This window comes from Cryobacterium levicorallinum, assembly GCF_004402405.1.
Classification (GTDB): Bacteria; Actinomycetota; Actinomycetes; order Actinomycetales; family Microbacteriaceae; genus Cryobacterium; species Cryobacterium levicorallinum.
This window is the reverse complement of record NZ_SOFE01000014.1, coordinates 184,162-197,701: the sequence shown is the minus strand read 5'-3', so window position 1 is coordinate 197,701 and position 13,540 is coordinate 184,162. Positions and strand designations below refer to the sequence as shown.

Below are 13,540 nucleotides of genomic sequence, written 5' to 3'. Positions count from 1 at the left end.
GCGAGACCAACCGGCCATAATCGCCGTTTGACGCCTTTTGTTCAAGGGGGTGACCTTATTTGCTGGATCACCCGTAGGTATCGCGTGGACCACGCCCTGGAATTGATCTGGGACCCTTTTTCCAGGATGGGGCGTTGGGCCCCTGGAAACGAATCGATTGGATGCCGGCATCTGGGTAGCGGGTCGCGATGTGTTCCATGATGACGTTCCGCATTAGACGTAGCTGTGTCGCCCAGGCAGTCGACTCGCAGTGCACCGTGAGTACGCCGTCATCGATGCCCGCCGGGGTGGAATGCTTGGCGGTTTCTTCACCGGCCAGCAGCATCCATGAAGCAAGCAGTTCCGATTGAGCCAGTGGTGAATTCCAGCCGAGTTGCATGGTGAGCGAGTTGATGGTGTCGCCGAGGCCACGCGGATCGCGTCCAATTCCAAAGGGCACACTCGAACCGGCGGCCGGGGCGATGCGCTTGCGTCCGCGGGTACGGCGTGCGTTCGGATCGCCAAAGATACTCTTGAATCGTAGGTAAACCTGGCTGGCTTCACTGGCATTGGATTCCAGTGAATCACTGCTCTCTGGTGTTTCACGTGGAACATTCTGGTCAGCCATCGATGACCGCGCCGGCGTGAATGTGGATGGTGTGCGCCACCAGCGCCTGGGGAACGTCTTCCAGTACGGCGGCCGTGATCAGAACCTGCTCAAAAGACCCGATCGCCGCGGCCAGTCGGGCTCGGCGGTCCAAATCCAGCTCTGCGAATACGTCGTCGAGAATCAGCACTGGATCCCCGCTCGCTGAATCCTGGCGTAATAGCTGAGCGGATGCCAATTTCAGCGACAGCGCGAACGACCACGATTCCCCATGACTCGCGTAGCCCTTGGCCGGCAGCTCGTTGAGCATGAAGACGAGGTCGTCCCGGTGCGGGCCAGCGAGGGTTATACCGCGTTCGAGTTCACGTTTGCGGAGTCCTACCATGGCGGTACGAAAGATCTCAGTGGTGGAGGATTCCACCGAACCCGGTCCGGCCGCCGAGCCGATGCCGCCGAGCGCAGCCCCGTCGACGTCTTCATCGGCGCCGAGAATGCTCAAACTTGCCACCAAGGCAGGCCCATGGTCTTCATTCACAACGGCCCGATAGGCCGCGCGCAAAGGATCTCCGAGCAGATACACGAGTTTGGCCCGCTCGTCGATAATTTCTGAGCCGAACTCGACGAGTCGTTCGTCCCAGATATCGAGGGTGGACAGCTGATTTCCGCGGAGACCGGAAGAGCGCGCCGACTTGAGCAGGGTATTGCGCTGTTTGAGCACGCGGTCGTAATCGCTGAGAACCGCGGCCAGCCGCGGGGTCCGCAACACCAAAAGTTGATCGAGAAACTTACGCCGACCAGAGGGATCTCCGCGCACGAGCGCGAGGTCCTCCGGGGCGAACACCACACTGGAGAAATAACGGGGCAGGTCACGGGTCTTGATCACCGAGCGATTGACCTGCGCTCGATTCTGTCCGGTGCGGTTGAGTTGTACCTCGGCCAAGATGTCACGACCGTTGTACTCGAGTCGCGCCCGGATGATTCCGGCGTCCTGCCCAGCCCGAATCATGGCCTTATCGGTCGAGACCCGATGCGAGCCGAGCGTACTGAGAAAACCAAGGGCTTCGACCAGGTTCGTTTTTCCTTGACCATTACGTCCGACGATGAGGTTAGGCCCGGCGTTGAATGAAACCTCGGCCGTCGCGTAGTTGCGAAAGTCGGTGAGCGAGAGGTGGGTGACCCGCACCGTCGTTAGCGCAGCAGCAGGTTGGGCTGGAGCAGGTACTTGTAGCTGTCCGCTCCGGCCTGCTCGCGCGACGTCTGGCTGGTAATCAGAACGGGACCGGGCTTATTCGGGTTTTCCGTCTTCGTAAATGAGATGCGCACGAATTCCGAGTGCACTGCGCTGAGTCCGTCGAGGAGGAACTGCGGCTTGAGCGACACGATCGTCTCGGTCCCGGAGAGAATCGCGTCGATGGTCTCCGAGGCCTGGGCCTGTTCGGAACCGACCGCTTCCAGGGTGACTCCGTCAGCGGCGAAGGTGAAACGCAGGGCTGCTTCACGCTCAAGCACGAGCTGCACGCGGCGCGTTGCCTCGATCAGCTCGGCTGTGTTCATGACCGCGTAGTTGTCGACCGTTTCGGGGAACAACCGACGCACCGGAGGAAAGTTGCCTTTGATCAGCAGTGATGTGACGGTTTTCTTGTTGGCGGTGAAGGCAATCAGTTCGCGGTCGTCATTGTTGGTGATCGACACCGAAATGGTTCCGCTGTGGCCGAAGGTCTTGCCGACTTCCTGCAGGGTTCGAGCCGGCACCAGGGCCGTAATCGTTCCCTCGGTGGTGTTGCTTCCGTGGTCCCAGTCGATTTCGCGAACGGCCACACGGTAACGGTCGGTGGCAACGAGGCTCAGGCTGTTTTCGGTTATTTCCAGCTGCACGCCCGTGATGACGGGCGTGACATCATCACGGGAAGCGGCGACGGCCACCTGGGCTACTGCGGCGGCAAATTCTTCGGCGGGCACCAGACCGGACTGGGTGCTCACCTGCGGAATGCTGGGATATTCCTCAACCGGCATAGACAGCAAGGTGAAGCTCGCCGAACCACAACTGACCTTGATCCGGGAATTTTCCGTGGAAAAACGTACTGGCGCGTTGGGCAGGCGGCTGGCGATCTCGGCCAGAAGACGTCCGGAGACGAGTATTTTGCCGGTTTCTTCAACTTCGGCGATGATCTCGGTCTGGGCGGAGACTTCGTAGTCGAAGGACGAGAGTATCAGGCCCGTTGCCGTGGCTTCGATGAGCACACCGCTGAGGATTGGCAGGGTCGTTCGCTGGGGTAGAAGTTTTACGGCGAAGGAAACTGCTTCGCTGAAGACATCCCGATTTGCCTGAAATCTCACGATGTCATTCCTTAGCGTTGCGAAAGCGGATGGTTGGGCCTCAATGCTAGCTGGCTTCACCGTCCGGTTCGGTACCGGGGCCCATCGGTGGCTTCGGCAGTCAAGGTTGTCGGCTAGATCTGGTTAAAGAATTTTTGTTAATCTTCTTAACCGTTGTGGAAACTGTGGATAACTCTGTGAAAACGGCTGAGGTACTGAGAACTACACGTTTGTAACTTGTGGGCGACCTGTGGAAGTTTGTCATTCGTTTGCGCAAGCGCAACTCTTGGTAATTACAAGTTTCTACAGGGAAGCTCCGAGTTTCTACAGGCGACGACCGGTTGTGTGAGTTAATTCCACAGGGTTATCCACAGGTGTGAAAACTAAAAAAAATTCAACCCCTCCGGGTCAAACTCAGCTGAGCTTGCCGTGAGGGGCCGAAAATTTTGCCGTTGGCGCTTACTTGTACCGGTGATCCTGCTTGATGCGGTTGGTTAGTTCAGTGACCTGATTGTAGATCGACCGTCGCTCCTTCATGAGCTCACTGATCTTCTTATTGGCGTACATCACTGTTGTATGGTCCCGATTGCCGAACAGCTGCCCAATCTTGGGCAGCGACAGATTCGTGAGCTCACGACACAGGTACATGGCGATTTGGCGGGCCGTGGCGATGGCCTGCGAGCGACTCGACCCGTACAGGTCATCGACCGAGAGCTTGAAGTAATTAGCCGTGTTGGTGATGATGTCGACTGGAGCAATGACGTTGTCTTCGTCCAGGGTGATGAGGTCCTTCAACACCGTTTGAACGAGGTCCATGTCAACCGGAGTCTTGTTCAAACTTGCGAAGGCAGTGACCCGAATCAGTGTTCCCTCCAGTTCGCGAATGTTGGACGATACCTTCGACGCCATGAACTCCAGAATGTCGTGGGGCACCTGCAGCTTCTCGCTCTGGGCCTTTTTGCGCAGAATGGCGATGCGCGTCTCGAGGTCGGGAGCCTGGACATCTGTTATCAAACCCCACTCGAAGCGGCTGCGCATTCGGTCTTCAAAACCGGTGAGGTGTTTCGGCGGCAGGTCACTCGTGATGACCACCTGCTTGTTGTGGTCGTGCAGGGTGTTGAAGGTATGGAAGAAGGCTTCCTGGGTCTCCGCCTTGTTCTGCAGAAATTGGATGTCGTCAATCATCAGAATGTCGATATTGCGGTACCGAGCCTGAAAGGCCGAGCCACGGTTGTTGGCGATGGAATTGATGAAATCGTTGGTGAACTCTTCGGAACTGACATAACGTACCCGGATGCCCGGATACAGGCTCATGGCGTAGTGGCCGATCGCGTGCAAAAGGTGGGTCTTGCCCAGCCCGGACGACCCGTAAATGAAGAGCGGGTTGTAGGCCTTGGCCGGCGCTTCAGCCACGGCAACAGCGGCCGCGTGAGCAAAGCGGTTGGATTGCCCGATGACGAAATTGTCAAAACTGTATTTGGGGTTGAGTCGCGTCTCGTGTGGCCCCGCGGGGGCAGCACTCTCGAACACCGATTGCGGCGGTGCCGGCGTAATGACGTCGGGCGGGGTCATCGTCTGCTGAACCGGGCGCAACGACTCCTGCTCGAGTTCGGGATTCACGACGACGTAAAACGTCGACACCGCGGTGGCCTCGTCGAGCTGACCCATTGCGGTGAGCAGAGGAACCCGCATCCGCTGATTGAGCATGCTGGCCGTGAACTCGTTGGGTACCTCAAGATAGAAGGTGCCAGCGGCGATACCTTTCGGCTCGACCAGACTGAGAAAGCCGTAGAGCATGGGCGTAATCGTGGCGTCGGACTCCAGGGAGGTCAGAACGGACCGCCAGGTTTCGGCTATCGGCGCTTCAACGTCTGCCATGGTTCCTACAATCTGTGTGGTTCGAAATAACTCTGTTCAACTGTGAAGACCGGCGCGCCTTCGTTCGGGTGGTACCGGTACGTTCGTCAGGACTGGATCAAAGTTATCCACCGCTTGTGTATAAAACCGGTGGAATTCTCAGGTTTAGGGCACCATCCTGTGGATAACTTGTCTTTACGGTAGTCAATCCCGGTCGTGGAGGCTAATTTTGCAGTTCCTGCGCCCGAACGTTCGGTTTCTGCGTTGGAGTCATTATTGTGGAGAATCACTCGATTCGGGCGCTGAGTTTGACCAGACGTTACCGAGGCCGTAGTTTTAATCAGTTGACCCCATCCCGCGGGCTTCCAACTTCTGTGCGCGCCGCTGTTCTGGCCGAGGGGAAATTGGCCAGCGGTGATTCAAATACGTGGAGATTGAACTATGAGCAAGAGAACCTTCCAGCCGAACAACCGCCGTCGCGCCAAGGTGCACGGCTTCCGCCTGCGCATGCGTACCCGTGCGGGCCGCGCCATTCTCGGTGCTCGCCGTCGCAAGGGTCGCACCGAACTCTCCGCGTAAGTTCTCGTGGTCGCCAGGTTCTCGTGCTCGCTCACGTAAATCGCATCACGAGCGGCAGTGATTACCAGGGCGTCGTTCGGCGCGGTGTGCGGATCGTTGGTGCGCACACCGTTTTGTACATACGCAAAAGTGACGGTCGGCCCGGATCCGCTCAAACGGATGCTGTCGGCCCGGTTCGCTTCGGATTCATCGTCGCTAAGAATGTGGGTGACGCCGTGAGGCGCAATCTCGTTCGCCGCCGCCTCAAGGCGGTCACGTTCGAGCTGCTCCCCGCGGTGACGCCGGGAACGGATGTCGTCATCCGTGCTTTGCCTGCGGCGCGCGATGCCGCGTGGCAGACGCTGCACGACGAGGTTCAACGTTCCCTGTCTCGCCCCCTCCCGATGCGAAAAAGCAGCCCGGGCCGATGACCCCCGTACTCGCGACGATTATTCTGCTCCCGCGCAATGTGGGCGTGCTGATTCTTCGCGTGTATCGCGCCGTGATTTCTCCCCTCTACGGGGATGTGTGCCGGTTTTACCCGTCTTGCTCGGCCTACGCACTGGGGGCCGTTCAGGAACACGGACTAGCGTGGGGAAGCGTCCTCGCTGCACGGAGACTGAGCCATTGTCATCCGTGGTCTGAAGGCGGCATCGATGATGTACCTCTCAAAAGCACGCGTCGCTTTCGTTTGACGTCGTTCGGTTTTGTCGTTGCACCCAGCCACGGAAAGGGCTAACCCACAGTATGGACCTCATAGGTACGATCCTCTGGCCTCTGAAATGGGTGGTCGAGCTGCTGCTCGTAGCCTTCCACTGGCTGTTTTCCCAGATCGGAATCGCGGGACTGGGCTACGACGACGGTCTCACGTGGGTGCTGTCCATCGTCGGCCTCGTTCTCGTCGTGCGTGCCGCCCTCATCCCCATCTTCGTGCGGCAGATCAAGAGCCAGCGCAAGATGCTCGAGGTCGCCCCACAACTGAAGAAGATCCAGGACAAGTACAAGGGCAAGAAGGACCAGTTCTCGCGTGAGGCAATGTCCCGCGAGACCATGGCCATGTACAAGAAGACGGGTACCAACCCGCTGAGCTCCTGCCTGCCGCTGTTGCTGCAGATGCCAATCTTCTTCGCACTGTTCTCGGTGCTCAACGACGCCCAGCGCGCCAAGGCCGGCGTCGGACCGCTCAATCAGAGCCTCGCCGAGAGCTTCGGCAATGCCACGCTCTTTGGAAATGCACCCCTGCACGACACCTTCGCCTCCCAGTGGTCGCTGTGGACGGCCGGTGACCCCTTCAACGGCACCGTCATGATTATCGCGGCCACCATGGTCGTGCTGATGACCGCGTCGCAGTTCATCACGCAGCTGCAGATCGTCTCCAAGAACATGTCGCCGGAAACCAAGGCGAGCCCCATGTTCAAGCAGCAGCGCATCATGCTCTACCTGCTCCCCCTTGTCTTCGCTTTCTCCGGTGTCGCGTTCCCGCTCGGCGTCATGTTCTACTGGCTCACCTCCAACTTCTGGACCATGATTCAGCAGTTCCTGGTGATCCGAAACATGCCGACGCCCGGCAGTGAGGCCGCCAAAGCTCGCGAAGAGCGCATGGCCCGCAAGGGCAAGCTCATCGCGACCGATGGTGACATCATTGTGGTTGAGGAGCCCGCCAAGCCGGTACAGCGTCAGCAGCCGGTCGGCAAGGCCCGCGCTAAGAAGCAAACCGGCCCGAAAAAGTAGTGGAGATCACCGTGACGGAAAAGATCGACCTGACCGAGGTCAACAACGCTGAGGTCGATATCACGGCGGCCGCTGCTGTCGAAGGCGACAGCGCGGCGCTCCCCAGTGGTATTGCTGCAACGGATCCGTCCCCCGACGTTCCAGAAACGGGTTCCGTCGCGAGCATCGAGACTCCCCTCACGACCGATCAACTCGAACGTGAGGGCGACATCGCTGCGGACTATATCGAGGAATTCCTTGATATCTGCGACCTCGATGGAGACATCGACATTGATGCTCGGAATGGTCGGGCCTACCTCTCGGTCAAGGCATCCGACGCGGACAACCTGCGGGTGTTGTCCAAGCCAGAAACAGTCAATGCGCTGCAGGAGCTGACCCGCCTCGCGGTGCAGAACAAGACGGGATCATTCTCCCGTCTCATTCTCGACATCGGCGGATCTCGCGAGGCTCGTGAAGCTGAGCTGGCGGCGCTCGTTGCCCGTGCCATTGCCCGCATCGAAGCCGGCGCGACCGAGGCCGACCTGCCGGCCATGTCCTCTTACGAGCGCAAACTTGTGCACGACATCGTGTCGGCGAGCGGATACCGATCCGAGTCGTCCGGCGAGGGCCGCGATCGCCATACCGTCATTACCGCAGCGTAGATTCCGGCCGTTATGTCGGAGTCAGCCACACCGGGAGTGCGCGTGCCCGAACCCCTCGCACCGGGAACTGCCGATCCTGAGCTCGTTGAACTCGAGAAGGAACCGGCGGAAGCTGCGAACTTGTTCGGAGCCCAACTCGACCTGGTCCGAGCTTTTACGGGTAATTTGGCTGATCAGGGAGAAATACTGGGCTTGATCGGCCCGCTGGAACTCCCCCGGTTGTGGTCGCGTCACATTCTTAATTGCGCGATCGTAGCGCCCCTGCTGCGCCCCGGCCTTGTGGGCGACGTTGGCTCCGGCTCCGGCCTCCCCGGCCTCGTTCTGGCCATCGCTCGCCCCGACGTGAACTTCGTTCTGATCGAACCGATGGAACGGCGAGTCGCCTGGCTGAACGACCAGGTGGCGGTGCTCGGCTTGAAGAATGTCACTGTAGTGCGGGCGCGTGCGGAGGAAGCGCGCCTGAAGCATCCGCTTGATCAGGTCACGGCACGAGCCGTGAGCGCTCTCGGTAAGCTGATCCCACTGACCGCTCCCCTGGTTCGCTCAGGCGGGGAGCTCATCCTCATGAAGGGTGAGGGTGCCCAGCGCGAAATTGAAGCCGCCGCGAAGGCCATTCGCAAGTACGGCCTGCGCGATGTCGAGGTCATTACCCTTGGTGCTGGCGTGCTGCCGGAGGTAACCCGGGTCATCCGGGCTACAGTGGACTAGTCCCGAATGCCGCAAGAATTGGTGTTCGGGGGTCCCTTTCGGGTGGCTCATCAACCGTCGAACGTAAAGGTTTCACGTGAAACATCCTGCTGAAGATCAGCGCGTTGCCAAGGCGGCCGGGATCGACGCTGCACCGCCACTCGCCCGCGAAATTGCTGAGCTGACCCGCCGGCGCCAGGTCATTGCTGCCGGCGAACTGCCCAAACCCGAGAAAACCCGGGTCCTGACCATCTCCAATCAGAAGGGCGGGGTTGGCAAGACCACGACCGCTGTCAACCTTGCCGCGGCCCTCGCGCGTCAGGGAGCCCGGGTGTTGGTCATCGATCTTGATCCGCAGGGAAATGCTTCAACCGCCCTTGGTGTTGAGCACCGAGCCGAAACGCCCAGCGTTTACGACGTCATCATTAACGACATGCCCATGATCGAGGTCGTGCAGAAGAGCCCCGAATTCGGTGCTCTGTTCTGCGTTCCGGCTACGATTCATCTGGCCGGTGCCGAGATTGAACTGGTCTCCCTGGTTGCGCGCGAACAGCGCCTGCGTCGTGCGCTCGACCTGTACCTCGCCGAAATGACTGAGCCGTACGACTATGTCTTCATTGACTGCCCGCCGTCCCTGGGACTGCTGACGATCAATGCGTTTGTCGCGGCGCGAGAAGTGCTCATTCCCATTCAGTGTGAGTACTACGCGCTCGAGGGGCTGAGCCAGCTGCTCAAAAACATCAAGCTGATCGAGAAACACCTCAACCCGGATCTGGTCGTGTCGACGATTCTCCTGACCATGTACGACAGCCGTACCAATCTGGCGACCCAGGTAGCCAAGGAAGTGCGCGATCACTTCCCCAAAGAGGTCCTTAATACGGCAATTCCGCGCTCTGTGCGGGTTTCTGAGGCCCCGAGCTACGGTCAGAGCGTCGTCAGCTACGACCTGAACTCGGCAGGATCGCTCTCCTATCTCGAAGCAGCAGCAGAAATGGCCCATCGGGGGGCACCGAGAAGCGCAGATCAGCCCCAATCGAACGAAAAGCCCCACAAGAGAGAGCAATACTGATGGCAAAGAGAACCGGGCTTGGCCGCGGTATTGGTGCACTCATTCCGGTGCAGGATGACGCTTCGGCTCCGCGCCCGGTCGACGTCTTCTTTCCCCGCGCCGTGACCGTTGAAGCGGATGCCTCCCCCGCGCTGATTCCCGTGCCCGGAGCGCGCCTCGCGCACCTCAACCCGCAGGATATCGTTCCCAACCGGGCCCAGCCGCGCACCATCTTCGATGAGGATGACCTCGCCGAACTCGTGCACAGCATTCGCGAAGTCGGGGTGCTGCAGCCCATTGTGGTGCGCCCGTTGCCCGACGAGCCCGGCAAGTATGAACTCGTCATGGGTGAGCGCCGGTTGCGCGCCACCAAGGAAGTTGGGCTGGATATTATCCCGGCCGTCGTTCGCGACACTGCGGACGTGGACATGCTGCGCGACGCACTCCTGGAGAACCTGCACCGTGCGCAGCTGAATCCGCTCGAGGAAGCATCCGCTTATCAGCAGTTGCTCGCGGATTTTGGCATTACCCAGGAAGAATTGGCTAGCCGGATCGGGCGCTCGCGTCCGCAGATCACCAACACGTTGCGACTGCTCAAACTACCGGAACCGGTTCAGTTGCGTGTCGCAGCGGGGGTGCTATCGGCGGGTCACGCTCGCGCCATTCTCTCGGTCGGGGACCCCGCCGGCATGCTGCGCTTGGCCGACAAAATTATTGAGGAGGACCTGTCGGTTCGTGCGGCGGAGGCGGCAGCGTCGGCTGGTCCCAGGAAAATTGTTGTGAAGCCGTTGCCTGGTCGGCGCCAGGGACACCTCGATGAGATCGCCGAACACCTCGGAGATCGTCTCGACACCCGGGTCAAGATTAATCTGGGCGCACGAAAAGGCCAGATCACAGTAGATTTCGCGACAATCGGTGATCTGAATCGCATTCTGACCGTTTTGGGAGAGCCTGGCTTCAGCGCCAGCTAGCTCGTACCGACGTTTCACGTGAAACGTACCCAATCCGTTGGTCAATTTTGCCGCCACCGCGATCGCCATCGGCATCGCGCGAGCAACCTGTTGGGAGAGGGATTTTCGTTGGTCGAGCCTGGTGAGACCGCCATCGTCCTCGCGTGAGTTGTTTGGGGAATCCCGTTGTGGTGTTTCACGTGAAACAACATCACATCACATCACATCAAGTCATGGCTGTGCAAAGGCATTTTTGCGATGAAGGCGGCCTGGTCTGCGGTGTACGGTAACGCGCGCTTCAGCTGGAGCATTCAGCCTTTGCGGAGAGTCTTCACGAAAAGCGTGCAGAGACTTGCCGCAAATACCGAGAACTCGCACCCCGTGCATGACCTGATTCCGCCTGCACTTTCGGGGAATGAACCTGCGCCAAGGTGGTCACTGGAGTTTCACGTGAAACATGGCCGATGCCTTGCGTGTCGTGTGTGTGTTCGGGAATTCGGTAGGCACGGTCAAACTGCTGCCTGGCGATCTCGGCAAGCTCGACAACGGTGGTTGCACGGGAGTGTGGCCTCGGTTCCGCAGGCTGGTCAGACTGAAGGTACACGAATGCCCATCCCGTTGGTCGAGCCTTCCGAGACCGCCATCGCCCTCAGCTAAACAATCAGGGGAAGGTGGTGCCGCGATGTTTCACGTGAAACGCAGGAGAGAGAGGTTATTGGGCGGCGCGGGCGTGGGTGGCCAGGGTCGAGTAGGTGGCGCCAAGGGTCTGCTTGGCGGCCTCGATGGCCTGGGGCACTAGGGACGTCTCGGTCAGACCGGGGAAAACATTGGCCTCGAGGAACCAGGGGGTGCCCGCTGCGTCGACGATGAGGTCGACTCGGCTCAGGTGGCGCAGGCCGAGCAGGGTGTGAATTGCCACTGCGGTGTCGGAGACGGCTGCCGAGACCGCGTCGGCGAGGCGAGCGGGGGTGTAAAAGTCCGTTTCGCCTGCGTTGTAGCGTGCCTCAAAGCTGTAAACGCCGTCGACTGGCACGATTTCCACGATAGGCAGTGCGGTGGGGCCGTCGCCGGACTCGATCACAGCCACGGTGACCTCGGTGCCGTCCACGTATGCCTCTACCAGGGCGGTATCGGCGTAGGTGTACGCCTCGACCATGGCGCGGGGCAGATCAGCGGGCGTGCGCACGATCGTGACGCCCTGCGAGGAGCCGCCCTGTGCTGGTTTCACAACCAGGGGCAGGCCGATCGCGCTGACCAGATGCTCGAGAACGCTCGTGGCGCCGAGATCCCGAAAGGTCTCGGTCGAGAGCGCTATGGCCGGGGGAGTGGCAAAGCCGGCGCGCAGCACGAGTTCTTTGGCGGTGGCCTTGTTCCAGGCGAGGGCTGCGGCCGGGCCGCGGGAGCCGAGAAAAGGAATCCCGGTTGTTTCGAGCAGGGAGAGCAGGGCGCCATCCTCGCCGGTGGCGCCATGCAGGGTAGGCCAGATGAGGTCGGGAGCTTGTTCGGTGAGGGTCGTGAGCAGGTTGGCTCCGGGGTCGAGCACCGTCACCGTGTGACCTTCGTCGGTGAGGGCATCCGCTACCCTCCGGCCTGAGCGGAGCGAAACGTCGCGCTCGTGCGAGATGCCACCGGCCAGGATGGTGATGTTCAGGGGGATGAATTCGCTCATGATCAGGACTTTTCCTAGCTGCATACGGGTAAGGTGGCGAATTTAGGAGATATTGGCTGGCGGGCCAGCGAAGCGCTGATTCCTGGCTCCGGGCCGGTCGGGTGCTGCGCCGAGCGCGCCCGTTCCGGCGAAAGTGTCGAGCAGGTCGAGTTCGCCGCGAATCACCGTGGCGAGACGACGGATACCGACCCGAATGTTGTCCGGCGTGGGATAACAGAAGGCAAGCCGCATGTTCTGGCGACCATCACCGTTGCCGTAGAAGGCTGTTCCGGGCGTGTAGGCCACTAGTTCCTTCACCGCGCGGGGCAGCATGGCTTTCGAATCGAGCTGTTCGGGCAGGGTGACCCAGACGTAGAAGCCGCCGGTGGGGTCGGTCCAGGTGAGGTCGGGAAGGTATTCGTCGAGCGCCGAGAGCATGGCGTTCTTGCGCTCGTGGTACACGCCGCGGAAGGTGTTGATCTGGCCCTTCCAATCGGCCGTGGAGAGGTATTCCGAGATGACCATCTGCGTGAACGAGCTGGGGGAGAGCACGGCGGCTTCGTTGGCGAGCACGAGTTTCTCGCGGATCGCGTGTGGAGCGAGCGCCCAGCCGACCCGGAAGCCGGGGGCGAGGGTTTTCGAGAAGGTACCCAGGTAGACGACGCCGTCGCGCTCGAGCGAGCGGATCGCATCCGGGGCTGGCTTGTCGAAATAGAGCAGGCCGTATGGATTGTCCTCGAGGACCAGGATGTTGTTCGACCGGCAGATCTCGAGAATTTCCAGACGGCGTTCCCAGCTGAGGGTGACCCCGGCCGGGTTGTGAAAGCTTGGGATCGTGTACAAAAACTTGATCCTGCGCCCGGCTGCCTTGAGGGCAGCGATGTGCTCGATCAGCGCGGCCGGGATGAGGCCGTTTTCGTCCATCGGAACGTGGTCGACCTCGGCCTGGTAAGACTTGAAGATCACCATGGCGGTGACGTAGCTCGGGCCCTCGGAGATGACGACATCTCCGGGGTCGAGAAACAGTTTGCTGACCAGTTCGAGGGCGTGCTGGGAGCCGGTTGTCACGACGACATCATCGGCGTTGGCCTTGATTCCTTCGAGCGCCATGACGTCGAGAATCTGCTCGCGCAATAAGGGAATTCCCTGACCAGAGCCATATTGCAAGGCTGTGGCACCCTTCTCGCGCATGACCCGGTCCATGGCGTTGATGACAAGGTCCTCGGGCAGTGCCGCAACGTACGGCATGCCGCCGGCCAACGACACCACTTCGGGGCGGGAGGCCACGGCGAAGAGAGCACGGACCTCAGAGGCCTTCAGGCCCGCGGCTCGTTCGGCGTAGTGGTGGTACCACGGGTCGAGGTTGTTTCCGGCCTGTACAGTACTTGACTGCACAGCGCTGACGTCAGTGGAACCCTGATTTGTCACGTCACATCCGTTCTGCTGTTCACTTCATCGTATGGGGTGGCACCGGGCACAAAAAAACCCGCCCGGTCGAAACCGGGCGGGTCGGGTGGT

At 60.3% G+C, this 13,540-nt stretch carries 14 protein-coding genes; 8 read left to right on the top strand and 6 right to left on the bottom strand.

What is annotated here, in order from left to right; all coding sequences use genetic code 11:
* Positions 1-67 precede the first annotated feature (67 nt).
* The 4 genes from E3O11_RS08270 to dnaA all read right to left on the bottom strand — a co-directional run bounded on the left by E3O11_RS08270 (position 68) and on the right by dnaA (position 4,780).
* Entirely contained in the window at positions 68-607 is a 540-nt protein-coding gene (locus E3O11_RS08270) for a DciA family protein (protein WP_092448019.1), read from the bottom strand.
* The gene (gene recF / locus E3O11_RS08265) at positions 600-1,769 is read right to left on the bottom strand and encodes a DNA replication/repair protein RecF (RefSeq protein WP_092448018.1); all 1,170 of its coding nucleotides are present in this window, start codon (positions 1,767-1,769) and stop codon (positions 600-602) included. Before recF ends, E3O11_RS08270 begins: the two co-directional genes overlap by 8 nt.
* 5 nt (positions 1,770-1,774) lie before the next feature.
* Positions 1,775-2,923: a DNA polymerase III subunit beta gene (gene dnaN, locus E3O11_RS08260; RefSeq protein ID WP_092448017.1), complete on the bottom strand. Its 1,149-nt coding sequence runs from the start codon at positions 2,921-2,923 to the stop codon at positions 1,775-1,777.
* A 438-nt stretch (positions 2,924-3,361) separates the two neighbouring features.
* Positions 3,362-4,780 (bottom strand): chromosomal replication initiator protein DnaA, encoded by a 1,419-nt coding sequence (gene dnaA / locus E3O11_RS08255; RefSeq protein ID WP_092448016.1) that lies wholly within the window; start codon positions 4,778-4,780, stop codon positions 3,362-3,364.
* Positions 4,781-5,200: 420 nt separating this feature from the next.
* Between dnaA and rpmH the strand changes: the two genes are divergently transcribed.
* From rpmH to E3O11_RS08215, 8 genes are all read left to right on the top strand, one after another.
* Positions 5,201-5,338, top strand: coding sequence for a 50S ribosomal protein L34 (rpmH, locus tag E3O11_RS08250; protein WP_010204566.1), 138 nt, complete (start codon positions 5,201-5,203; stop codon positions 5,336-5,338).
* Between the two features lie 23 nt (positions 5,339-5,361).
* On the top strand, positions 5,362-5,748 hold the full coding sequence (gene rnpA, locus E3O11_RS08245) for a ribonuclease P protein component (protein ID WP_092448015.1): 387 nt from the start codon (positions 5,362-5,364) through the stop codon (positions 5,746-5,748).
* Positions 5,745-6,056: a membrane protein insertion efficiency factor YidD gene (gene yidD / locus E3O11_RS08240; protein WP_092448014.1), complete on the top strand. Its 312-nt coding sequence runs from the start codon at positions 5,745-5,747 to the stop codon at positions 6,054-6,056. The genes rnpA and yidD overlap by 4 nt, the downstream gene beginning before the upstream one ends.
* An 8-nt stretch (positions 6,057-6,064) precedes the next feature.
* The gene (gene yidC / locus E3O11_RS08235) at positions 6,065-7,048 is read left to right on the top strand and encodes a membrane protein insertase YidC (RefSeq protein WP_092448013.1); all 984 of its coding nucleotides are present in this window, start codon (positions 6,065-6,067) and stop codon (positions 7,046-7,048) included.
* Between the two features lie 164 nt (positions 7,049-7,212).
* Positions 7,213-7,689 (top strand): Jag family protein, encoded by a 477-nt coding sequence (locus tag E3O11_RS08230; RefSeq protein WP_233195422.1) that lies wholly within the window; start codon positions 7,213-7,215, stop codon positions 7,687-7,689.
* Between the two features lie 12 nt (positions 7,690-7,701).
* Positions 7,702-8,397, top strand: a complete 696-nt coding sequence (rsmG, locus tag E3O11_RS08225; protein ID WP_092448012.1) for a 16S rRNA (guanine(527)-N(7))-methyltransferase RsmG — start codon at positions 7,702-7,704, stop codon at positions 8,395-8,397.
* 76 nt (positions 8,398-8,473) lie between these two features.
* The gene (locus E3O11_RS08220; RefSeq protein ID WP_174775284.1) at positions 8,474-9,445 is read left to right on the top strand and encodes a ParA family protein; all 972 of its coding nucleotides are present in this window, start codon (positions 8,474-8,476) and stop codon (positions 9,443-9,445) included.
* Complete coding sequence (locus E3O11_RS08215; RefSeq protein ID WP_092448011.1) at positions 9,445-10,395, top strand: ParB/RepB/Spo0J family partition protein; 951 nt, start codon at positions 9,445-9,447, stop codon at positions 10,393-10,395. The genes E3O11_RS08220 and E3O11_RS08215 overlap by 1 nt, the downstream gene beginning before the upstream one ends.
* Positions 10,396-11,086: 691 nt before the next feature.
* Here E3O11_RS08215 and E3O11_RS08210 read toward each other — a convergent pair.
* Together E3O11_RS08210 and E3O11_RS08205 are read right to left on the bottom strand one after the other, a co-directional pair.
* A complete protein-coding gene (locus tag E3O11_RS08210) occupies positions 11,087-12,043 on the bottom strand; it encodes a D-alanine--D-alanine ligase family protein (RefSeq protein WP_092448010.1) in 957 nt (318 codons plus the stop codon).
* 42 nt (positions 12,044-12,085) lie between these two features.
* Entirely contained in the window at positions 12,086-13,450 is a 1,365-nt protein-coding gene (locus tag E3O11_RS08205) for an aminotransferase-like domain-containing protein (RefSeq protein ID WP_233195408.1), read from the bottom strand.
* Positions 13,451-13,540 lie beyond the last annotated feature (90 nt).